Source organism: Celeribacter sp. HF31 (genome assembly GCF_011806455.1).
In the GTDB taxonomy this organism is placed as follows: Bacteria; Pseudomonadota; Alphaproteobacteria; order Rhodobacterales; family Rhodobacteraceae; genus Celeribacter.
The window spans coordinates 235,559-258,369 of sequence record NZ_JAATOT010000003.1 but is presented as its reverse complement, the minus strand read 5'-3'; the positions used below and the strand labels follow the sequence as shown (position 1 = coordinate 258,369).

At 56.6% G+C, this 22,811-nt stretch carries 22 protein-coding genes; 12 read left to right on the top strand and 10 right to left on the bottom strand.

Translation table 11 applies throughout. The annotated features are described in order from the left end of the window. Positions 1–8: 8 nt before the first annotated feature. Positions 9–398: a FlgB family protein gene (locus tag HCZ23_RS07485; protein WP_167601097.1), complete on the bottom strand. Its 390-nt coding sequence runs from the start codon at positions 396–398 to the stop codon at positions 9–11. 80 nt (positions 399–478) lie between these two features. Between HCZ23_RS07485 and HCZ23_RS07480 the strand changes: the two genes are divergently transcribed. Then, the gene (locus HCZ23_RS07480) at positions 479–1,801 is read left to right on the top strand and encodes a FliI/YscN family ATPase (RefSeq protein WP_167601385.1); all 1,323 of its coding nucleotides are present in this window, start codon (positions 479–481) and stop codon (positions 1,799–1,801) included. Between the two features lie 7 nt (positions 1,802–1,808). On the opposite strand, the gene HCZ23_RS07475 is transcribed toward HCZ23_RS07480, so the two are convergent. The 6 genes from HCZ23_RS07475 to HCZ23_RS07450 form a co-directional block, all read right to left on the bottom strand. Further along, entirely contained in the window at positions 1,809–2,606 is a 798-nt protein-coding gene (locus tag HCZ23_RS07475; protein WP_167601096.1) for a DUF1217 domain-containing protein, read from the bottom strand. Continuing rightward, positions 2,603–3,010: a flagellar biosynthesis repressor FlbT gene (flbT, locus tag HCZ23_RS07470; protein ID WP_167601095.1), complete on the bottom strand. Its 408-nt coding sequence runs from the start codon at positions 3,008–3,010 to the stop codon at positions 2,603–2,605. Before flbT ends, HCZ23_RS07475 begins: the two co-directional genes overlap by 4 nt. Then, the gene (gene flaF, locus HCZ23_RS07465) at positions 3,011–3,382 is read right to left on the bottom strand and encodes a flagellar biosynthesis regulator FlaF (RefSeq protein ID WP_368487311.1); all 372 of its coding nucleotides are present in this window, start codon (positions 3,380–3,382) and stop codon (positions 3,011–3,013) included. A gap of 86 nt (positions 3,383–3,468) precedes the next feature. After that, positions 3,469–4,983: a flagellin gene (locus HCZ23_RS07460; RefSeq protein ID WP_167601094.1), complete on the bottom strand. Its 1,515-nt coding sequence runs from the start codon at positions 4,981–4,983 to the stop codon at positions 3,469–3,471. 228 nt (positions 4,984–5,211) lie between these two features. After that, positions 5,212–5,565 (bottom strand): flagellar protein FlgN, encoded by a 354-nt coding sequence (locus tag HCZ23_RS07455; protein WP_167601093.1) that lies wholly within the window; start codon positions 5,563–5,565, stop codon positions 5,212–5,214. Continuing rightward, positions 5,552–5,842, bottom strand: a complete 291-nt coding sequence (locus tag HCZ23_RS07450; protein WP_167601092.1) for a rod-binding protein — start codon at positions 5,840–5,842, stop codon at positions 5,552–5,554. The genes HCZ23_RS07455 and HCZ23_RS07450 overlap by 14 nt, the downstream gene beginning before the upstream one ends. A gap of 104 nt (positions 5,843–5,946) precedes the next feature. On the opposite strand from HCZ23_RS07450, the gene HCZ23_RS07445 reads away from it, so the two are divergent. From HCZ23_RS07445 to HCZ23_RS07435, 3 genes are all read left to right on the top strand, one after another. Then, positions 5,947–8,031, top strand: coding sequence for a flagellar hook-length control protein FliK (locus HCZ23_RS07445; protein WP_167601091.1), 2,085 nt, complete (start codon positions 5,947–5,949; stop codon positions 8,029–8,031). A 12-nt stretch (positions 8,032–8,043) separates the two neighbouring features. Then, a complete protein-coding gene (locus HCZ23_RS07440; RefSeq protein ID WP_167601090.1) occupies positions 8,044–8,736 on the top strand; it encodes a flagellar hook capping FlgD N-terminal domain-containing protein in 693 nt (230 codons plus the stop codon). Positions 8,737–8,806: 70 nt separating this feature from the next. Next, on the top strand, positions 8,807–9,658 hold the full coding sequence (locus HCZ23_RS07435) for an aminoglycoside phosphotransferase family protein (protein WP_368487310.1): 852 nt from the start codon (positions 8,807–8,809) through the stop codon (positions 9,656–9,658). Here the strand turns inward: HCZ23_RS07435 and ubiB are convergent. Both ubiB and ubiE read right to left on the bottom strand, forming a co-directional pair. Beyond that, positions 9,645–11,180, bottom strand: a complete 1,536-nt coding sequence (gene ubiB, locus HCZ23_RS07430) for a 2-polyprenylphenol 6-hydroxylase (protein ID WP_167601088.1) — start codon at positions 11,178–11,180, stop codon at positions 9,645–9,647. The genes HCZ23_RS07435 and ubiB overlap by 14 nt on opposite strands. Beyond that, complete coding sequence (gene ubiE / locus HCZ23_RS07425) at positions 11,180–11,929, bottom strand: bifunctional demethylmenaquinone methyltransferase/2-methoxy-6-polyprenyl-1,4-benzoquinol methylase UbiE (protein WP_167601087.1); 750 nt, start codon at positions 11,927–11,929, stop codon at positions 11,180–11,182. The genes ubiB and ubiE overlap by 1 nt, the downstream gene beginning before the upstream one ends. Before the next feature lie 87 nt (positions 11,930–12,016). Here ubiE and mutM point away from each other — a divergent pair, with 87 nt between their 5' ends. The 8 genes from mutM to gyrB all read left to right on the top strand — a co-directional run bounded on the left by mutM (position 12,017) and on the right by gyrB (position 21,937). Further along, the gene (mutM, locus tag HCZ23_RS07420; RefSeq protein ID WP_167601383.1) at positions 12,017–12,868 is read left to right on the top strand and encodes a bifunctional DNA-formamidopyrimidine glycosylase/DNA-(apurinic or apyrimidinic site) lyase; all 852 of its coding nucleotides are present in this window, start codon (positions 12,017–12,019) and stop codon (positions 12,866–12,868) included. A 59-nt stretch (positions 12,869–12,927) separates the two neighbouring features. After that, a complete protein-coding gene (locus HCZ23_RS07415; protein ID WP_167601086.1) occupies positions 12,928–13,704 on the top strand; it encodes an enoyl-CoA hydratase in 777 nt (258 codons plus the stop codon). A 178-nt stretch (positions 13,705–13,882) separates the two neighbouring features. Then, complete coding sequence (gene rpsT / locus HCZ23_RS07410) at positions 13,883–14,146, top strand: 30S ribosomal protein S20 (RefSeq protein ID WP_167601085.1); 264 nt, start codon at positions 13,883–13,885, stop codon at positions 14,144–14,146. A gap of 796 nt (positions 14,147–14,942) precedes the next feature. After that, a complete protein-coding gene (dnaA, locus tag HCZ23_RS07405) occupies positions 14,943–16,331 on the top strand; it encodes a chromosomal replication initiator protein DnaA (RefSeq protein ID WP_167601084.1) in 1,389 nt (462 codons plus the stop codon). Positions 16,332–16,508: 177 nt separating this feature from the next. Beyond that, complete coding sequence (gene dnaN / locus HCZ23_RS07400; protein ID WP_167601083.1) at positions 16,509–17,627, top strand: DNA polymerase III subunit beta; 1,119 nt, start codon at positions 16,509–16,511, stop codon at positions 17,625–17,627. Between the two features lie 34 nt (positions 17,628–17,661). After that, positions 17,662–18,771, top strand: a complete 1,110-nt coding sequence (gene recF / locus HCZ23_RS07395; protein WP_167601082.1) for a DNA replication/repair protein RecF — start codon at positions 17,662–17,664, stop codon at positions 18,769–18,771. Next, entirely contained in the window at positions 18,768–19,388 is a 621-nt protein-coding gene (locus HCZ23_RS07390; RefSeq protein ID WP_167601081.1) for a LysE family translocator, read from the top strand. The genes recF and HCZ23_RS07390 overlap by 4 nt, the downstream gene beginning before the upstream one ends. A 113-nt stretch (positions 19,389–19,501) precedes the next feature. Further along, positions 19,502–21,937, top strand: coding sequence for a DNA topoisomerase (ATP-hydrolyzing) subunit B (gene gyrB, locus HCZ23_RS07385; protein ID WP_167601080.1), 2,436 nt, complete (start codon positions 19,502–19,504; stop codon positions 21,935–21,937). A gap of 71 nt (positions 21,938–22,008) precedes the next feature. Here the strand turns inward: gyrB and HCZ23_RS07380 are convergent, their stop codons facing one another. After that, a complete protein-coding gene (locus HCZ23_RS07380) occupies positions 22,009–22,791 on the bottom strand; it encodes an ABC transporter permease (RefSeq protein ID WP_368487308.1) in 783 nt (260 codons plus the stop codon). Positions 22,792–22,811: the final 20 nt, after the last annotated feature.

Here is a 22,811-nt window from a genome sequence, read left to right as displayed (position 1 = left end):
TTCCCTCCTTATTTGCGCCCGATCGAGGTGCGCAGAATGTTCATCGAACTTTTGTAGACAGAGAGCGCAAGCTCATGTTCGTGCCGCACCTGGCTCGATTTCATCATCTCGGATTCAAGAGATACCGTGTTGCCATTGGGGGCGGTCGCGCCCGGTGCGTCGACAAGATCGTAGCCTGCTTGCGTTGCCGTGGAATCAAGCATGTGCCCGGCACGCGTCGTGCGCATCTTCGTGTCCGACGGCGTGGTGTCGTAGGTGTCGGCGAAGGATGCGATATCCTTTGCGCGATACTCAGGCGTATCCGCATTCGCGATATTTTTCGCGATTACTTCCTGGCGGGTCACAGCATGTCGTGCCATGCCGCTCGCCATTTTGAAAATATCCAAATTCTCGAACATCGGGGCTTCTCCTCCGAGTTATCTCAACCAAGGCTTAACCCTGATTCCTTTAGAAAGAGTTGTCGAAACTGGAGGTCTTCATGAGCGGAGTTGGATTCAAATTGCTTTTGTCCGAGGTTGCAGCGGTCAAACCGGTGCAATCCGTGGGCCGAGTCATCGAAGTGTCGCGCGGTGTGTTAACCGTGTCGGGGCTGAGTGGCATCGCGGCGCTGGGCGATCTCGTGGAGATCGGGCATGGCAAAGACATCCGGCGCGGCGAAGTGCTTCAGCTCGACAAACAAACGGTCACAGTGCTGCCGGATGGCGGCCCGGATGGGTTGTCCATTGGAGATGCCGTTGCGCATGTGGGCAAAAACCACATCGCCCCTGATGACAGCTGGATCGGTCGGGTGATTGATCCCTTCGGTCAAGCTCTTGATGGAAAACCGATTCTTCAGGGCAACAAACCGCGCCCACTTCGCGGACAGCCCCTAAATCCGACGGAACGTCGACAACTTGGTGCGCGTTTGGAAAGCGGTTTGGCGGTGTTCAATACGCTTTTGCCTGTTGTGCGTGGACAGCGTGTTGGCCTCTTTGCTGGGTCGGGCGTCGGTAAATCGACCCTGTTGGCAAAGCTGGCCACAGGCCTTCAGGCCGATGTCGTTGTGATCGCGATGATCGGGGAACGTGGTCGAGAAGTCCGAGAATTTCTGGACAGGGTCTTGGGGCCCACAGGGTTGAAAAGGTCTGTTATTGTGGCGGCGACCTCAGATCAATCTCCAATGGTGCGCCGTCGTTGCGCCTGGACAGCCATGTCTGTGGCAGAACATTTTCGTGACCGAGGAAAGCAGGTGCTTTTCTTGGCCGATTCTGTGACTCGTTTCGCAGAAGCACACCGGGAGGTGGCGCTGGCAACAGGTGAGTCGAGCTCTCTGCGTGGTTTCCCGCCTTCCACATCTCATCTGATCACAACACTTTGTGAGAGAGCTGGCCCAGGCGTAGGGGATATGGGCGATATCACGGCGGTGTTTTCTGTGCTGGTCGCCGGTTCTGACATGGAAGAACCCATTGCCGATATTTTGCGAGGCGTCCTCGATGGACACATCGTTCTTGATCGTCAAATCGCCGAGCGGGGACGTTTCCCGGCAATTGATTTGTTGCGCTCCGTATCTCGCGCCTTGCCGCACGCAGCCAGCGACCAAGAAAACGAACTTATTTCCCGCGCGCGACGTTTGCTTGGTATTTTTGACAGATCCGAAATGATGATCCAAGCAGGGCTTTATTCGGCCGGCACCGATCCAGTCATTGACGAAGCCATTGAGACATGGCCGCGGCTGGATCAATTCCTTGCTCAGTCTGAGCCAGATGGAACGCAGCAAAGCTTTCAAAGGCTGGCAGCCTGTTTTACAGCTCGAAAAACGTGACGACGCACTAGAGGGAACCGGTCAAAAGGGCCAGTGCATTTGAGGCTGCTGATGTGCCGGTTGAGCCGGCGTTCATCTCCGAGCGAATGAGGAAGAGCTTAACAAGCTCGTCTTTCTTTTCCGGATCAGCGAATTGCGAAACTTCAGAGGATCCGAGGTATTGTTTCGCTTTATCGCGAAAATTCGTCAGTTGCTGGTCTAAATCCAGACCGCTGATCGAGCTTGGCAGCCCAAGTGCGGTTTCAAAAACAGTTCTCAGAGCCTCGTTGCCCATGATTGAATACCATCGGCCATTATCTGTCGTGTCCTTTTCAACAAGAGCAGTCAGATCATCATCGAGGTTCAGGGCAAGGCGCATATTCTGATCTTGATCGCCGACAGCTATCTGGAACTGTTTTTCCTGATAGGCGGATAGGATCTCGTCTGGGAATGTACTCAAAACTGTGTTGGGCGTATCGAAATCACCAAAGCCAAACGCCTTCGAAAACTCATAATACCTTTTGTCGGAAAGTTTGTTGGATAGAGATTCTTTGTTCAGAGTACCTTCGTCCAAGACTTTTTCGATGAAAAACTTGTTGTTGATATCGTCATCCAAGCCAAACGCACCGAGCGCGACTTTGAGGAGCTTGTAATCGGATACCAGCTCCTCAGCAGAATTGATTTTCGAGATGTTCTCACGAAAATAATCGGCTTCGCGCTGAATCTCAGCAGAGTTGTTAAAGGCAGCTTGCTGCGTGTCTTTGGTTCTTTGGAGGACAACCCATCCAGCGTAACCGCTGAATGGGACAATGGGTTGATAACTCATTGGTATTGGGCCGCGGACAGGAGCCGCTCTTCTCTGGGAAGCAGGCTGCGAAGCGCTTTGAGCGCTTGGTAGTACTGCTCATTTTGGATATCTGATGTCGCCGTGTTGAGAATTTTCCGGCTGTCCGCATCCGTGAGAATTTGGCTGAGTTGCTCGACACCGCGCATCAGTTGGATGCTAGCATCTTTCGGATCGGCATCGCCTGAGAGAACCAATTGAGCGATATAGCACACCCGTCTCACGGGAGTATTGACCTCTTCAGGGTGAATTGCATCCCTGAGACGCAAGATATTCGCGTTTGGTGTGACAATTGAGAGGCGGGAACGACGGTCGCCGTTTTCAATGACAGCCCCATTGATCAGAACACGCTCTTTGGGACCAAGTTTTAAGACAAGACCGCTCATTTATTGGCCCTCACGTTGCAGGCCACGCATGATGGCGGTGTTGATATCGATCAGGGCCGTCTCGTCGGCCTTCTTGGCAAGGATGTCCGATGTGTGCTTTGCGGTGAACTGTGCCAGATAGAAAATCTGGGCGCGGAGTTCTTTGGGGAGCTGGTTGTCCTTCTCAGCAACATTGGTTGCAAGAAGGGTCCAAAGACGACGATTGTCATAAAGCGCTTTAACATAGGCGGAATAGGACAGTTTCTTGTCTTTGGAGGCTTCACGAATGCGATGCGTAATTCTGGCGATCGCCTCGTATTCTGTGCCGCGTGGCGTCCTGATAGGGGCGGCGGTATTCGAGTAGGCCGTTCGGGCCATTTGAAGAGCGTTCACGTCGTATCCTTCCGGTGACAATGAATTTCAACGCGCGGTTTTTCCGCGAGGGATCCGGGCGCCGCGCAGGCGCCCGGAAAATGCTCTTAGCCGAAGAGCGACAGGATGGTTTGCGGAGCCTGGTTGGCGATCGAGAGCGATTGCACACCCAGCTGCTGCTGAACCTGAAGGGCCTGAAGTTTGGCCGAAGCTTCTTCCATATCCGCATCCACCATGGATCCGATCCCGGAGGTCAGAGCGTCGGTGAGGTTGGAAATAAAGCTGGATTGGGTTTCAATCCGACCTTGAGCAGAACCAAAGGACGCCGCGGCATCAATGGAGTTGTTGATCAAGGTTTCGATGTTGCCGAGGGCAGCGTCGGCCCCTGCATTCGTGGTGACATCGATGCTGTCGAGGCCGAACAGACCACCGGAGGCTTCGCCGCCTTCGTTGCCGGTCACAGAGAACGCCAGGGAAGACCCGTCGTTGTCGACTTTCAAAGACCATTGGCCCGTATCAGCGTCTTTGCTGACGGTGGTTGAAATATCCTCGAGGCCAGCAGAGTCGATGGCAGTTTTCAGACCGCGAGCGACGTCTTCCATGCTCTCGCCTTTACCGGCCACGTAGTTGTAGGAGCTGCCTCCAACCGTCACTTTGTATCCGTCACCCTCTTTCACGGCGGCGGACGTCGAGAAAGCGACGCTCTCGGCGCGTTCGTCGATGGTGCCGGAGGTGTCGCTCAGACCGGTCGCACCATTAAGCGCGGTGATCAGGACATCACCATCCCCAGCCGTGGTTTCACCGGTGGTGACCGCGATGTCTTCGAAGGCGTTTGTCGAGCTGATCGTCAGGGTGCCGTCCCCATTGCCGGTTGCGGTAATCCCCTCAAGGCCAAGGCCGTTGATCACCCCGGCAAGCCCGTCAGCGACGTCAGCCACTGCGGTGCCGGTTGCTGTAAAGCTTACGTCAACGCCTGCGACACTCAGGGTTGCCACGTCATCAGCTGCCCATGTGTTGCCCACAGTGACAACGGCAGTGTTGGCCGTATTGGCAACTGCGGTATCAGAAGCGGTGGCATTGGCGGCCAAGGACGTTCCGCTACCATATGTGCCAGCGCTGGTTGACAGGTCTTGACGCGATACGGTGATGTCCGATGCCGTCACAGTGCCATCCGAGGCGCGGTCGAGCGAGGAAAGCACATTGACGTCGTCGGTGCCCTCGACAAGGCTGAGGCCGTTAAATTGGGCCGCGCCGACAACGGATTTCACCTGGCCGATCAAGGCGTCGATGTCCGTTTGAATTTTTTCACGGTCGACGTTCTCTTCTTGAGCGGACACGACTTTTTCTTTGATATCGGTGAGCAGGTCGGTCACGGTTTCGGCAGCTTCCGATGCAACGGCGAGGGTAGATTCGCCAAGTGCAAGACTGTCAGAAATGGCTTTGAAGCCCGCGACATCCGATTCCATCACTTTGGAGATGGCCCATACGGAAGAGTTGTCTTTCGCAGAAGCAACATCTTTACCCGTGGAGATCATGCTTTGGGTTTTGGAGAGATCGGAGTTGATGGAATTCAGGGTCTGCAGCGCAACCATTGCGCCATTGTTGGTCAGAATGCTGGACATAGCATAATTTCCTTTGATCTAGGGACGCATTTTGCGCCGCATGAGTTTCGAGATCCGCCCCCACGGACGGTTTCAGGATCGTCATTCTGACTGATTACGGATGACCTTTTCCGGTCGACCGTGCCACCCCCTCGGGATGCACTCTGATCATTGGAGCTTAAAGGCTAAAAGTTTCCTAAGCTGGTTCAAAGAGATGCTTTCAATTTGAGGCAAAAATGGGGCAAACGCTCAGGCTTTTCGCTTCATGGTTAATGACTTACGAACCATCGAGGTCGTCGTGCCGGCAGGCCCATAGGTGTTGAACTCAGGCAAGGGGGCTTTCAAAGACGCGAGCCGTTCACGCGCCATGTGAATGCCTTTTGCCGAGGCGGTAAGAAGGCGTTGGTTGCGCTCAATGCGGTTCTGTAATGAACTCAAGGTGGCAACCGGAACTTGAGATTTGGCCACCAGTGCCATGAGATTCTCTTTGGGTTTGGCCAAAGCTTGCAAAGCCGAAAAATCGGTTTTGAGAATCGCGTCCTTTTCCTTGTCGAGTAAATCTGTCAGCGCGGCAACCGGGCGAAACGTATCAAGAAGAGCCATGGGATTTCTCCATAAGAGCGTTAAAAATCTGTTCGGAAAGACCGATTCCTCCGGCTTCGACCATCTTTTCAGCCTGCGCTTGTACAAGGAAAGATGAGAACTGATCCTCACCAGATCCACCACCAAAGGTCTCGGGTGTTTGACCAAATCCTGCGCTTTTCAACATTTCAGCAAGAAAAGCAGCTTCAAGCTTGTCGGCCGCTTCTTGCATCTTCTCCTCATATTTCACCTGAGGAGTCTGAGATGCCGTGACCGGATTTATGGAAGACAAAGACATGAGGTCGCTCCAATTCGAAGTATTTTTCGACTCCTAACCGCAATTCGGTAAAGAACCGGTAACCCTCTGCATGGATATTGGCATCACGGCGAAAGAAATCCCGGATGCAAGAAATGCAATTTTTAAACTCTGACTTTCAGGCGACGGATGTTGCCGGGACACAGCTTCGGTCTGCTTCGGGTTCTGTTTCCCGGGCTGCCTCGAATGGTGGAATGGTGTCGGCGCGGGCCGTTTTGAACGATTCTCCGACGACACAGACGACAGATCAAAACGGTCAAATGTCCTTTGAAGACGTGTTCTCGCGTGAGAATTCCGAGTCGGATCCTGTGCCAAAGGCGGAAGGTCAAATAGCCTCCGAGAAAGACGTCAAGAGAGCGTCGACAGCCATTTCGCAAGCGATGGTACGATATGAGAAACAAGGTCAATCCGCGCTTCAAAACATGTTTGGTGCGCAACAAGACGTAGATCGAGACGGGACTCTCCAGCCGAAGGCAATCAATGAGGCGGCGCTCGAAACAGCTGCTGAGGCTGGCGATCAGACAGGAGAAGAGGAAAAGACCTTCGACCCTGATCCTGATGTTGCCGAATTGATTTTGTCTGAGCCTGTCGTCCAGCCGACGGAGGTTCAGACACACGCTTCTGAATCTGGCGAAAACACGACAGACGCCGCGCAACGTATCCCCGAGGTCATCCTGTCCTCCATGGCTTCCAAAGAGGCTGCTGACGATAACACAGTTTCCCCGGAGGCTTTGGGATCGAAGATCGACCTTGGTGCTCAGACATCCGTCGCGCGTCAAAGAAACAGCACGTTGGGCGTGTCCGCAATCGTCTCTCAAGCACCTCTTGACGCTGGCGTGGACATTGCTGTTCCAAGTGAAACGGCTGATTTGGAGGCGATAAAAGCGAATAAACCTCTGACTGAAGCGGGCGGTATGAAGCCTGATTTTGCTTCGACCGCAATGGCGTCTCAAGACGAAAACGCTATGAATGCGAGCCTGTCTTTGACAGCTGAGCGCAAAGAAACCACCGTGCAGGAGGTCTTTGCCAAGCCGGGCGTTATCAACGACAGCGGCCCCTCCACAGCATCTGAGGTGAAGGCTGCAGCTGTTGCAATGCAACACTTTTTCGAACCGTCCCGCCAAGCGACTACATCTGGAGTGAGTGTTGCGGATCTGCCCAATGAGGCGATGAACAGCGCTTCAGACCAAACGATCTCAATGTTGGAGAAGGGGCATTTAGCCCAAGACATAAAAGCTTCTGAATCGACGCCAAAAGAAGCAATGGTTCATGTTGTGTCCAAGTCTGCGCGCGAGATGATGATTGGGATCGCGAATGACGCGAAGAGCCAGGACGTGAAAGAGACCAGTTTACCGTCGGATGCCAAAACGAAAGAGGCTGGCAACGAGGAACCTATTGAGCTTCGGGGTGAGACGGCGTCCAAAGCTTTGGATGTGAAATCTGATCCCAAAACCGCTCCGCTGAGTGATCAGAGCGCAGAACTCCAAGATGTGCAGCAGGAAATTTCGCAGGGAAAAGACGTTCAGGAGCGGTCTGAGAGTTCGGAGCAACCTGCACAGCGCAAGTCCGAAACTAAGAACGTCTCGGAGATGAACACAGTTTCAGAAATTTCTGCTTCGGCGCGCGAGAGTGTTGCGTCCCTTGATGAAAAGCCTGAAGGGCTGGAAAAATTGGACGAATTTACGGGGATGTCCGGCACAACGCGCGAGCATCAGATTGCGCGAGATATTGCATCGCCGACCAGCGCGACCAATCGCATTGATCTCCCGAATCGGACCGCGATGCAACTCGCGGATGTGGCGCGGCAACTGCCTGATCGACCGGTCGAAATCACGCTCACTCCGGAAGAGCTGGGCAAGGTGCGTCTCTCATTCCACGTCTCGGAAAACGGTGCGATGCAAGTGGTGATCGCGACAGAGCGCCCTGAAACACTCGACCTTTTGCGCCGCAACATCGACAGTCTCGCCGCGGAATTCAAAGATCTTGGATATTCCGACAGCGGGTTCAGCTTCGAGAGTTTTGACCAGGGTGCGCAAAACAGCGATTCTTCCGGCTTCGGCGAGTTTGATGGCTTCGGCTCCACGGATCTCGCTGAGGACAGCATGACTGCTACGCCGGAACCGGTTCGTCTCAATTTGAGCGAAACGTCCGGAATGGATCTTAGGCTTTAAAAGGAGGCTTTGATGACCAATACGATTGCCGCGGCAAGTGCCGCTACGACCACTGCATCGACGACCACATCAAGCACGTCCTCCACGGAAAGTTCCGGCTCCAGCGCGATGATGAGTGCGGATTTCGAAACGTTTTTGACGATGCTGACGGTGCAAATGCAAAACCAGGATCCTCTCAATCCGATCGAGTCGACCGACTATGCCGTTCAGCTCGCGACCTTCTCAGAGGTTGAACAGGCGGTTCTGACCAATGATCTCTTGGAGCAATTGTCCTCGCAGCTCAGTCTGATGGGCTTCTCGCAATTGTCGGGCTGGGTCGGCCAGGAGGCGCGCAGTGAGGCGGCGGCTTATTTCGATGGCAGCTCGCCCGTCACCTTGTCGGGAGACTTCGCGACGGCAGCCAACTCGGCCGTTTTGATCGTTCGTGATACGAACGGCAATGTGGTGCAAGAAGTTCCCATCGACCCGACGCAAAAGACATTTGAGTGGTCGGGATCTGTCAATGGCGGCACACCGGTTGATGAGGGGCTCTACAGTTTCGAGATCGAGAATTATTTCAACGACGATTATCTTTCGACGACATCGGTTGAGAGCTATTCCAAAATCGTCGAAGCCCGCGCGGACAACGGAGATATCATTCTCGTGCTTGAAGGGGGAAATGAGATCGGGTCCTCCGATGTGACCGCATTGCGAGACGCGGATTAGAACAGAGGGCCCTTGATGATCGCCAAGGGCGTGCGTTAGATTTGGCGAACTGTTTCAGGGGGCGCCAATTTTGACACGAGACTCTGAGGGCCCGCCCGATGAACTTCGCGCTTTTGCGATACAGAATTTCGGCGCTGGGCAGGCATGGTTTTCATTGTCTGGTGGACGAAGCAACCGGTCTTGGCGCCTTGTGACCGCTGACGGGTCTTGGGTCTTCAAGCTGTTCGATTCAGGCCGATCAAACAGCCTCTTTCCGAATGATCCGACTGCCGAAATCACGGCGCTTGAGGCTTTGTCTGGCACACGTCTTGCTCCCGACTTTCAGGCTTCCTTTGCGACGGGCTGTGGTCTGTGTCTCGTCTACCGCTATGTTACGGGCACGCCTCTGACCTGTACGGATGCAGAGACAATTCGAACACTCGCAAAGCTGCATGATGTTCCAGCACCCAAACTGAGATGCATTGAGGCCACTCCGGCAGCGCTCTTGCAGGAAGGCCGAAAATTTTTAGAGGGTCTTGCGACTGAGCGTGCTGAAGAATTGCTCCGCCACTTACCAAAGCCTAAAGACATCCCTTCTGGGCCAGGCGTTTTTCTCCACGGGGACCCTGTTCCAGCCAATGTCTTGGCGCAGGGCGAACACCGGCGGCTAATCGATTGGCAATGCCCGGCGCTGGGGGATGCAAGTGCCGATCTCGCGATTGCACTCTCCCCGGCCATGCATGTCGTCTACGGAGCAGGCACCCTTACGCCGGCGGAAGAACTGATCGCTCTACAGGCCTATCCAGATACGTCCGTCATCGAGCGTTACCTGTCGCTTAAACCATTTTACCATTGGCGCATGGCGGCCTATTGCGCCTGGAAAGTCGCGCAAGGCGAAACTATTTATGATGCCGCCTTCGAAGCCGAATTTAACCGAATATAAGCATCACAGTGGCACCCAGCCCGGCAGAAACGACGCCGCCAAGAAGAAGCCAGAAGACCTGCAGGCGGTTGCTTTGCTTTATGGGTGCTTCCGGCTCTTTGTTTTGAGCAATCAAAAGCGCCTCGGCCAGTTGCGGCAGGCGTGGCCCAAAACGCGACAAAACGCGTGCTGTGTTCCACAAATCACGGGTCAGGGCGCGCGGACCGATGTTGGCTTTGATATACTCTTCGACCACCGGCTTTGAGACTTCCCAAATGTTGATATGCGGATCGAGCGAGCGAGACACGCCTTCGACCACCACCATCGTGCGCTGCAACAGGATCAACTCGGTGCGGGTCTGCATCCCGAAACGTTCGGTGACTTCGAACAGATAGGACAACAGCCGCGCCATGGAGATGCGGGTCGCATCCATACCGAAGATCGGGTCACCGACGGCACGCAGTGCCCGCGCGAATTCATCCACGTCTTGATCGGCAGGAACATAGCCCGCCTCGAAATGCACCTCGGCCACACGTTTGTAGTCTTTTTTGATAAATCCGTACAAAATCTCTGCATAAACACGTCGTGTATACTCATCCAGCATCCCCATGATGCCGAAATCGAGCGCGATGATGTCGCCGTTGGGCGCGATCTTGAGGTTGCCCTGATGCATATCCGCGTGGAAAAAACCATCGCGCAGCGCGTGGGTCAGGAACATCTGCAACACGCGCGGCCCAAGGACCGACAGATCATGACCGGCGGCGGTGATCGCATCGACATTGGAGGCGGTGATGCCGTCGACCCATTCGAGCGTCATCATCCGTTTGGACGACAGGCCCCACTCGACGGCAGGCACAGAGAAGCCTTCGTCACGCGCCGTATTGGCGGCATATTGCGAGGCGGAGGCACTCTCAAGCCGCAGGTCCAACTCGCCATGCACCACGCCCTCGAAATGCGCGATCACCTCGGTCGGACGCAGGCGGCGCGAGGCGGGGGAGAGTTTCTCGATCAGCGAGGCAATCAGGTAGAATGCATCCACGTCGGTGCGAAAGGCCCGCTCGATTCCGGGACGCAGGACCTTGACCGCGACAGCTTGGCCGGTGTCGGCGCGCACGGCCTTGTGCACCTGCGCGATGGAGGCGGCCGCGACGGGTTCGGAAAACTCGGAAAACAGCTCGGATATCGGGGCTTCGAGTTCAGACTCAATGGTCTTGATCGCGGCGTCCCTAGGGAAGGCGGGCATCCGGTCTTGCAGAACCTGCAATTGTTTGGCGAGATCGGCGCCGACGACATCGGGACGTGTCGACAAAATCTGTCCGAATTTGATATACGCAGGCCCCAAGGCGGTCAAAGCGCGTGTTAAAGGCGGTTGTTCGGGGTCGCCCTTATAGCCCAGCCATTGAAACGGCCAGACCACGGTGCGGGCCAGAATGCGAAAGGCTTTGGGTGCGTCGAGCGCATCCATCGCCTGCGTCATGGCGCCTGTCCGCTCCATGGTCGCGCCAGTGCGGATAAGTCGCCAAATGTTGTGAGGTCCGCGCATCAGAGCTTCCACCCGGAGTGCAAGGCAGCGATGCCCATAGTCAAATTACGATACTTAACGTTGGAAAATTCGGCGGTTTTGATCATCTGCGCAAATGTATCCTGATCCGGGAACTTGCGAATGCTCTCCACAAGATATTGATAGCTGTCACGGTCGCCCGCGATAGCCTGACCCATGCGGGGGATGACGTTGAAGGAATAGAGGTCATAGGCCTTCTGCATCATCGGGTTCGGAAGCTGGGAGAATTCCAGAACCATCAACCGCCCGCCGGGTTTCAAGACCCGGTAGGCCTCGGAGAGCGCATCGGGGATGCGCGTCACATTCCGAATGCCAAAGGAGATCGTGTAAACGTCGAACTGGTTGTCCTCGAACGGCAGCTTCATCGCATCGCCGGTGACCCATTGCAGGCTCTCGGCCATCTGCTCGGCCTCGGCGCGTTTGCGGCCCTCGACCAGCATCGACTCGGTCATGTCCAAAACGACGGAGGTTGCGCCCGGCGCGCGTTTCAGGAAGCGGAACGAAATGTCGCCCGTGCCACCGGCCACATCGAGCAAGTGTTGATCGGGGCGCGGCGCCAGCCAGTCCATCATCGCGTCTTTCCAGACCCGGTGAATGCCCATCGACATCACATCGTTCATGATGTCGTATTTCGAGGCGACCGAGGTGAACACCCCATGCACCATCCCGGCCTTCTGATCCTCGGCCACATACTTGAAACCGAAATGGGTGGTTTTGCCGTTCTCGCTCATCGCTCTTGAACCTTTCTCGAAACTTACCCTTCTTATAGGGCTCACATCGGGCGTGACAATCGCATGTCGCAAAGCGAAGGGGCCAAAATGCCGGAATTGCCAGAGGTCGAGACGGTTCGTCGCGGGTTGGAGCCCTCGATGGCGGGGGTGCGGATCACGCAGGCGGACGTGAATAGGCCCGATCTGCGCTGGACTTTCCCGGAGCGGATGGCCGAACGGCTCACGGGCGCGCGGGTTGAGCGGCTGCGCAGGCGGTCGAAATACATTTTGGCGGATTTGGATACGCGTGAGACCCTGCTCATTCACCTCGGCATGTCGGGGCGGATGACGGTGTCTGGTGACCCGCTCGGCCAATTCTTGCATGACCACCCGGCGTTGGAAAAGCATGACCATGTGGTGTTTCACATGGAAAACGGTGCGCGGGTGACCTTCAACGATCCGCGGCGGTTCGGGGCGATGGATCTCATGGCGACCGGAACGGAAGAGACGCATCCTCTGCTGGCAAAACTTGGGCCGGAACCTCTGGGCAATGCCTTCAGCGAGGATCACTTGATCGCCAGGCTCAAAGGCAAGAACACCCCGATCAAATCCGCGCTTCTGGATCAACATGTCGTCGCGGGGCTGGGCAATATTTACGTCTGCGAAGTGCTGTTCCGCGCGGGCATCCATCCGGCGCGCAAAGTGTCGCGGATTTCAGACGCGCGGATTGCCGCACTCGTGCCGATCATCCGCGAGGTTTTGCTGGAGGCCATTGACGCTGGAGGATCGTCGCTCAAGGATTTTCGTCAGGCCGACGGCGAACTTGGCTATTTCCAACATAATTTCCGGGTCTACGGACGCGAGGGCCACCCCTGTGTGACGCCGGATTGTGCATCTGTCGTCAAAAGGATCACGCAATCCGGGCGATCCAGCTTCTTTTGTCCAAGCTGTCAAAGATGACTTGATCCGAGGGGTGTAGCTGTTAGGACTGCCAGACACGACCAGAACCGGAGGGCGCAATGGCCTACAAAACGCTTCTTATCGAGATCAAGGATAGTGTCGAACTGATCCGTCTGAACCGACCGGAGGCGCTCAATGCGCTCAATTCCGAATTGCTGTCGGAACTGGCCGATGCGCTTGGCAAAGCCGATCTCGACCCGAAGGTGCGCGCCATCGTCATCACTGGCTCGGAAAAGGCCTTTGCCGCTGGCGCGGACATCAAGGAGATGTCGGAGAAATCCTACGCCGACATGGCCAACGAACGGCTCTTTGCCGATGACGCCGACCGTATCAACGCGACGCGCAAGCCGGTGATCGCGGCGGTCGCGGGCTATGCGCTTGGCGGGGGATGCGAATTGGCGATGATGTGCGATTTCATCCTTGCCGCCGACAATGCCAAATTCGGTCAGCCGGAGATCAATCTTGGCATCATTCCCGGCATCGGTGGCACGCAGCGTCTGACGCGGTTTGTCGGCAAATCGAAAGCCATGGAGATGATCCTGACCGGGCGGTTCATGGAGGCCGAAGAGGCCGAGCGCGCGGGCCTTGTCTCCCGTGTCGTGCCCGCGAAGAAGCTGGTCGAAGAGGCGCTCTCTGTTGCCGACAAGATCGCCGAGAAAAGCGCGATTTCCGTGGCGGCCGCGAAAGAGGCGGTGAAGCGCTCTTACGAGCTGACGCTGGCCGAAGGCATCCGGTTCGAGCGCACGAGCTTTCAGGGTCTCTTTGCGACCGAAGACCAGAAAGAGGGCATGGCCGCTTTCGCCGAAAAACGCGCGCCGCAGTTCCGGGACAAGTGATCTCGGCTTTGATCGGGTCATAAGTGAAAAACAGGCTTTCCTTTTGTGCGATTCTCGCCTATAGGGACGCCTTACATGCGTGTGGAGCCCGCTTTAGGCTATGATGATCCTCCCCGAAAGGGTGGCGAGGCCGTACATGCAATCGAAATTGTAACACGACCTCGAAGAGGAATATCCCATGGCGAATTCGCCCCAGTCCAAAAAACGCGCCCGTCAGGCCGACCGTCGCAACGACGTCAACAAAGCCCGTCGGTCCCGCATCCGCACCTATCTGCGCAAAGTCGAAGAAGCCATCGCCTCCGGCGATCAGGCCGCTGCGAAAGCCGCTCTGCAAGCCGCTCAGCCCGAGCTGATGCGCGGCGTGACCAAAGGCGTTGTTCACAAGAACACCGCATCGCGCAAAATCTCCCGTCTGGCCGCTCGCGTCAAAGCCATCGGCTAAGTCCGGCTCAGTCCAGAGACTTGATAAGATTAGAAAAACGCGCCTCAGGGCGCGTTTTTTCATGCCCAAATCAGAACGATGTGCGGCAAATTCATGCCGCTTTCACAAGCGATTCTCGCGGCGAGCCGCGGCTAGCAAATCCCCGCCTGTCCGGGCAATTCCCCAAATTAAATCGGGATGCGGAGCCAAGACATATGAGGCAAATTCGCCACGCTAACAGGGGTGGTTATTGAAGAATTTGGATTCGGTTTTCGTAAAGACAGAGTCAAGCGAGAAGATCGATTGCGACTCTCCCAGCCGGGTTGCTAGCTTGCCCATGCGATTCACGTCGTCTTGGGGGGACATTCAGGAATCGTGTCGCTGAGACATACAGACTTACAGGGAAGCTCTGCCGCTCCCCTGGGTATGTTTTTGCTGCGCGATCCTGAGGCTGTTTCTCGGATAGGGGTATCCGGGGGAAAGCTGTCCGGTCCTGATCTCGCCGATTTATGCGAGGGAAAGGTCTGGTCTGTCCAAAATACCCGCGCCGTCGTCTCGAAAGCCGTGACATCGAAGAGTGAGGTCTTTGATGAGTGACCGGCATCGGGCGGGGTGCGATCTGATAAGGGCCGGCATCGGCAATCATGCGACTTGTGAGGGAGCCGCGTGGCCGATGGTTTATCCGTCCCTTCTGCCCAGGATGACTCGAAAAGCACGAGCCGTGATCTGTGCGGGACACCGCAAAGATCCGTCGTCAGCGATATGTTGGCGTGAATAAAAACGATAACGAATATCGATAATGGGTCGAAAAAAGAAAATGAAAAATGATACGTGGGGACGTGTTAAGCAGCAACTTCTCGAAAGCGTGGGCCGCAACAACTACGCAAACTGGATCGAGCCGCTCGAACTGAAAAAAGTAGATAACGGGGTTGCGGTGTTTTCCGTCCCGACGAGCTTTATGGCGAACTGGGTGTCGCGCAATTTTTCGGAAACCATTCTGATTCACCTCAAGGCCGCAAATGCGCCAGCGTCCCGTGTGGAGTTCCGTGTCGAACCGCACCAGACGGCGTCTGCGTCTGCCTCTGAAATACCTGTGTCCAAATCCGCCGCTCCGGCGCCGCAAAAACCTGCGGAGCCACAGGTTCAGGACACGCCCGCAGATGATTTGCCCGGTGCGCCGCTAGACTCGCGGTTCACCTTTGACAATTTCGTTGTCGGCAAGCCGAACGAGCTGGCCCATGCCGCCGCGCGCCGTGTCGCCGAAGGCGGTCCGGTGACTTTCAACCCGCTGTTCCTCTACGGCGGTGTTGGCCTCGGCAAGACCCACCTGATGCACGCCATCGCCCATGAAATCCGCGACCGCGACCCGTCCCTGCGCGTGCTGTATCTCTCTGCCGAACAATTCATGTACCGCTTCGTCCAGGCGCTACGGGATCGTCAGATGATTGACTTCAAGCAGATTTTCCGCTCCGTCGATGTGCTTATGGTCGATGACGTCCAGTTCATCGCGGGCAAGGATTCGACGCAGGAAGAGTTCTTCCACACGTTCAACGCCCTCGTCGATCAGAACAAACAGATCATCATCTCCGCCGACCGCGCGCCGGGGGAAATTCAGGGGCTCGAAGATCGGATCAAATCCCGTCTGCAATGTGGTCTCGTCGTCGATCTTCACCCGACCGACTACGAATTGCGTCTCGGCGTGCTGCAAACCAAGGCGGAAAGCTATCGCGCGCAATACCCGGAACTGAAATTCGCAGACGGCGTGCTGGAATTCCTCGCGCATCGCATTTCGACCAACGTGCGTGTGCTCGAAGGCGCGCTGATGCGTCTGTTTGCCTTTGCTTCGCTCGTCGGCCGCGAGATCGACCTCGACCTGACGCAAGAATGTCTTGCCGACATCCTGAAAGCCTCCGAGCGCAAGGTGACCGTCGAAGAGATCCAGCGCAAAGTCTCTGAACATTACGCCATCCGCCTCTCCGACATGATCGGTCCGAAACGTGTGCGCTCCATTGCCCGTCCGCGTCAGGTGGCGATGTATCTTGCGAAGCATATGACCACGCGCTCCTTGCCGGAAATCGGTCGCCGTTTTGGGGGTCGCGATCACACCACGGTCATGCATGGCGTGAAACGGATCGAAGAGCTCAAAGGCACCGACAGCCAGATCGCGGACGATCTGGAAATGCTGCGCCGCACGCTTGAGGCCTGATCTGGGCCGAAGCCTGAGTCTAAAACGCTGCACCGCCGCGACAATCGTTCTCGGCGGTGTCTGCGTCTCTTGACGATCCGGCTCGTTCACCACACAGTCACAACCAAACAAACTATTGCGCCCGGCGATGGATCGTTTACCTTCAACGCCCCGGCTCATGAGACATACGAGGGTGGTATGAAAATCAGCATCGAACGCGGCACGCTATTGAAAGCCGTCGGTCAGGCGCAATCTGTTGTCGAGCGCCGGAACACCATTCCGATCCTGGCCAACGTTCTGATCGAGGCCGAGGGTGACACCGTTTCCTTCCGTGCGACCGATCTGGACATCGAGGTGGTGGACAAATGCGCCGCCATGGTCGAGCGCGCGGGTGCGACGACCGTGTCCGCCGTGACGCTCCACGAGATTGTCCGCAAATTGCCGGACGGCGCGATGGTTCAGCTCACCGACGATGGCGCCAATGGCCGCCTGACCGTCGAGGCGGGCCGGTCGAACTTCTCGCTCGCGACGCTTCCGAAAGAAGACTTCCCGGTCATGGCCTCCGCCGAATATGACAGCAATTTCGCCGTCGCGGCTCCGGTGCTGCGCCGCTTGTTCGACAAATCGAAATTCGCGATCTCGACCGAGGAAACCCGTTACTATCTGAACGGCGTCTATATGCATGTTGCCGACAGCGAAAATGGCCGTGCGCTGCGGTGCGTGGCGACCGATGGTCACCGTCTGGCGCGCATTGACGCCGATCTGCCGCCCGAGGCCTCCGAGATGCCGGGCGTGATCGTGCCGCGTAAAACCGTGGGCGAGCTGCGCAAGCTTTTGGACGACGACGATATGATGATCGCGGTCTCTGTGTCCGAAGCGAAAATTCGCTTTGCCACACCGGAAATTACCCTGACCTCGAAAGTCATCGACGGCACCTTCCCGGATTACACCCGGGTGATCCCGGTCGGCAACACCCGCAAACTCGAAGTCGACGCCGCCGAGTTCGCCAAGGCCGTAGACCGTGTGGCCACCGTGTCTTCCGAGCGCTCCCGCGCGGTCAAACTGACGCTCGAAGAAGACAAGCTGACGCTTTCTGTGAACGCCCCAGACAGCGGCGCAGCGGAAGAAGAACTGGCCGTCGCCTATAACGACGAGCGTTTGGAAATCGGGTTTAACGCCAAATACTTGCTTGAGATTGCCTCGCAGGTCGATCGCGAGAATGCGGTGTTCCTGTTCAACTCCTCGGGCGACCCGACCCTGATGCGCGAAGGCAATGACACCTCCGCGGTCTATGTCGTCATGCCGATGCGGGTGTGAGTATTTTTCCAGCAAAGGAAACGAGTGAGGCGCGATGGGCGGCCTGTTCATAGAAGAGCTGAGCCTGTCGCATTTCCGCTCCCACAGGGCCGCGCGTCTCGAATTGGACGGGCGGCCTGTCGCCATTTGGGGGCCGAATGGCGCGGGGAAAACCAATATTCTCGAAGCGGTGTCGCTTTTGTCGCCGGGGCGCGGGCTAAGGCGCGCCAGTCCCGACGAGATTGCGCGCAAGCCTGAGGCTTTGGGCTGGAAAATCCGTGCTGATCTGCATTCATTGCATCAATTTCATGAGCTGGAAACCTGGGCGGAAAGTGGCACCTCGCGCTCCGTCAAAATCGACGGCAAGGCGGCGGCGCAGGTGGCGTTGGGCCGGGTCGCACGCGTGGTCTGGCTGATCCCCGCAATGGATCGGCTCTGGATCGAAGCGCCCGAAGGGCGGCGGCGGTTTCTCGACCGCATGGTGATGAGTTTCGAGCCGCGTCATGCCGAGGTGGTTCTGGCCTATGAAAAGGCGATGCGGGAGCGCAATCGTCTGCTCAAGGACATGGTGCGCGACGGGCATTGGTACGCAGCACTTGAGGCGCAAATGGCCGAACATGGCGCCGCGCTCATGAAGTATCGGCTGTCCACGCTTGAACGCATCGCACAGGCGCAGGAGGGGGCGGAGACCGCGTTTCCCTCGGCGGCGCTTGCGTTGAAATCGTCTGACGGGATGGATTTGCCGAAAACTCAGAGCGATCTTTTGGCGGCTTTCCAAGATGGGCGTCCGCGCGATCTGGCGGCTGGTCGCACGTTGATCGGTCCGCATCGCGCCGATCTCGATGGCGTATACACCGCAAAAGATGTGCCTGCGGATCAATGTTCGACGGGGGAGCAAAAGGCACTTTTGATTTCGCTTATTCTGGCCAATGGGCGTGCGCTAGCCGAGGATTTCGGGGCCGCGCCGATCTTTTTGCTCGATGAGGTGGCGGCCCATCTTGACTCGGATCGCCGCGCGGCGCTTTACGATGAGATTTGCGCCTTGGGCGCGCAGGCCTTTATGACCGGCACAGGGCCGGAATTGTTTGCGGAACTCGGCCCCCGCGCCGCCGCCTATGAGGTGTCGGAAGAGGGCGGAAGCTCCAGTGTGAAAGAACGGTTATGACAATCACTCCCGGCGATCTCGGGCTTTATGCCTTTGCGCTTTTGATCCTGTTTTTGACGCCCGGCCCGGTGTGGCTGGCGATGCTGGCGCGCGCGCTTTCGGGTGGATTCAATGCCGCTTGGCCGCTGGCCTTGGGGGTGGTGATCGGAGATGTGCTTTGGTCGCTTTTGGCGATCTTGGGGGTGTCGTGGATCGTCTCGGAATTCGACGGGTTCCTGACCGTCCTGCGTTGGGTTGCTGTGGTGATGTTTCTGGTGATGGGGGTCTTGTTGGTCCGCAATGCCGACAAACAGATCGCAGCCGACAGCCGTTTGACACGTCCCGGCATGTGGGCCGGGTTTGTGGCTGGGCTGGTGGTGATTTTAGGCAATCCAAAGGCGATCCTGTTCTACATGGGCTTTCTGCCCGGCTTCTTTGATCTCTCCAGCCTGACCGTCTCTGACATCGTTGCGATCTGTGCGATTTCCGCTGTGGTCCCGCTGGTCGGCAACCTCATTCTGGGGGGCTCGGTCAGTGCGGTGCGCAAAATCATGACCTCGCCAAAGGCGCTGCGGCGGATGAATATCTCGGCGGGTTCCTTGCTGATTTTCGTCGCTCTGATCCTGCCTTTCGTGTGATCCGAATCCGGGCGACGTGACCCGGCGTTTTCCCGCTCTTTTTCCGTGTCATTCGCGTGACATCCCCGGCGCGCTCGCGTATAAAATAGGCAAGCAAGAATAGGGAAAACCGCATGTCCGAAACGCCGCAGCAGTCCTCCGAATATGGTGCAGATTCCATCAAGGTTCTCAAAGGCTTGGAGGCCGTTCGCAAACGCCCCGGGATGTATATCGGGGATACGGACGACGGCTCTGGCCTGCATCACATGGTCTACGAGGTTGTGGACAACGGCATTGACGAGGCTTTGGCCGGTCATGCCGACTATGTGACCGTGATCATTCACAAGGACAGCTCGGTCTCCGTGCGCGACAACGGGCGCGGAATTCCGACTGACATGCACCAAGAAGAGGGCGTTTCCGCCGCCGAGGTCATCATGACCCAGCTTCACGCCGGCGGCAAATTCGACAGCAATTCCTACAAGGTCTCCGGCGGTCTGCACGGCGTGGGCGTGTCCGTGGTGAACGCGCTGTCTGAATGGCTGGAACTCAAGGTTTGGCGCAACGGCAAGGTGCACAAGGCCAAATTCGTCAAAGGCGAAACCTCCGAGCATCTCGAAGTGATCGGGGACGCGGGCGACGAAACCGGGACCGAAGTGCGCTTTCTGGCTTCTGCTAAAACCAACGACCCGGAAGGCACCTTCTCCAACCTCGAATACTCCTTCGAGACCTTGGAAAAGCGTCTTCGCGAATTGGCTTTCCTGAATTCCGGCGTGCGGATCATTCTCGAAGATCACCGCCCGGCAGAACCGCTTAAAACCGAGCTGCATTACGACGGTGGCGTGAAAGAATTCGTTAAATATCTCGACCGTCACAAAACGGGGATGATGTCGGACCCGATCTTCGTGACCGGCGAACGCGATGACATCGGGGTCGAGGTCGCGATGTGGTGGAACGACAGCTACCACGAGAACGTCCTGCCGTTTACCAACAACATCCCGCAACGCGATGGCGGCACGCACCTCGCGGGCTTCCGTGGCGCGCTGACTCGGACCTTGACGAAATACGCGCAGGAAAGCGGAATTGCGAAAAAGGAAAAGGTTAGTTTCACGGGCGATGACGCGCGTGAGGGTTTGACCTGCGTCTTGTCCGTCAAAGTGCCGGACCCGAAATTCTCGTCTCAGACCAAGGACAAGCTTGTGTCCTCCGAGGTGCGGCCTGCGGTCGAGAACCTCGTGAGTGAAAAACTCACCGAATGGATGGACGAAAACCCGGCAGAGGCGAAGATGATCGTCTCGAAGATCGTCGAGGCGGCGCTGGCCCGTGAAGCGGCGCGCAAAGCCCGCGAACTCACGCGTCGTAAATCCGCGCTCGACATGGATTTCAACGCCGCCAAGCTCAAGGATTGTTCGGAAAAAGACCCGTCCAAGACCGAAGTCTTCCTCGTCGAGGGGGATTCCGCTGGTGGCTCCGCGCAGACCGGCCGGGACCGCCAGACACAGGCGATCCTGCCGCTCAAAGGTAAAATCCTGAACGTCGAGCGCGCGCGATTTGACCGGATGCTGTCCTCGCAAGAGATCGGCAACCTTGTCATGGCGCTTGGCACAGGGATTGGGCGCGATGAATTCAAGCTCGAAAAACTGCGTTACCACAAGATCGTCATCATGACCGATGCGGACGTCGATGGCGCACACATCCGCACGCTTCTGCTCACGTTCTTCTTCCGCCAGATGCCGGAACTGATCGAAGCCGGGCACCTGTTTATCGCCCAGCCACCGCTTTACAAAGTGGCGCGCGGCAAGTCCGAGGTCTACCTCAAGGACCAAGGTGCGATGGAGGATTACCTGATCCAGCAAGGCGTCGAAGGGGCCGTGCTGCGCCTGAAATCCGGCGAAGAGATTGCGGGCGCCGATCTTGCGCGCGTGGTCGAAGGCGCGCGGAGCTTCAAACGTATCCTCGAAGCCTTCCCGACCCATTATCCGCGTCACATCCTGGAACAAGCGGCGCTTGCCGGCGCGTTCGAACCGGGGCGTGTGGATGCTGATCTGCCGGGCACGGCTGAGATTGTGGCCAAGCGCCTCGACATGATCGCCGTGGAATATGAACGCGGCTGGTCCGGCCGTCCGACGCAGGATGTCGGCATCCGTCTGACCCGAGTTCTGCGCGGTGTCGAAGAGGTCCGCACGCTTGATGGTGCGATCCTTCGTGGTGGCGAAGCGCGGCGGATCAACCAAGAGGTCAAGGCGACTGATGGGCGGTACACCGATCCGTCGAAATTGGTTCGAAAAGACCGTGAGACAGCGATTTACGGACCTATTGATCTGTTGAATGCGATCCTGGAAGAGGGTGAAAAAGGTCTTTCGATTCAACGCTATAAAGGTCTGGGCGAGATGAACCCGGATCAGCTTTGGGAAACCACGCTGGACCCTGATGCCCGGACGCTTTTGCAGGTGAAAATCGACGATTTCGCCGAAGCCGACGACATCTTCACCAAGCTGATGGGCGATGTGGTGGAGCCGCGTCGCGAGTTCATTCAGGACAACGCGCTGAATGTGGAGAACCTCGACGCGTAATTTACGCGCTCCTCAAAAATCCTAAACTCTTGCACCTTTTCCCTGATACCTCAGGGGGAAGGTGTTTCATTTTAAGTATCGATTTGGTGCCCTTTGAGCATGGCCAGCCCGAATGCCGTCAGGACAAGAGAAACGCCGAATACATAGGTGAGCGAGACAAAGCTGCCCTCATATGTTGGATACAGGCCGCGTCGCATGAGCCCGACAGAATGCACGAGCGGATTGAACCAAAGAAAACTGCGAAAGGGTTCAGGCGTGCTTTCAAACAAATAAAAGACCGATGACAAGAGAAACATGGGCCTGTTGAAAATATTCCATATTTGCTCCCACACAGGAAAGCGGTTGAACAACCAAGTGTTCATTACCCCGATCCCTAAAGAAACGGAAAAAACTGAAAGAAACGCGAGGAAAATCCAACGAAAATTCACCACGGTCTGCACGTCAGAAAATAGAAATATGCCACCCAGGACCAAAATGGCGACAAGGCATTGGGTGAGCACATTGAGAACGAGCCGTGCCAAAATGGCGTCGACCAAAGTGACAGCGGGGTAGGACAGCAGCTTTGTGCTGAAGGAGATGGACTTTCCGATTTTCGAAGAAATATCCCGATAGCATGAAAACGGAAGTACGCCAGACGCGTAGAACAAGGCAAAATGTGCGCCCAGAGGTGGGCTGCGAAAGACGAATGAAAACAGGATCGTCATAAGCGCGATACCGGCCACGGGTTCGAGGATCGCCCAAATGTAGCCGCCGGGTGCCTTACCATAATTCGAGCTCATTTCCCGGACCATCAGTGCGCCAATACTGGAGCCGGACCGCCGTAACATGGAGTGCTGCGATTTCACCTTGCCCACATCTTTCCTTGCTTTTCGAG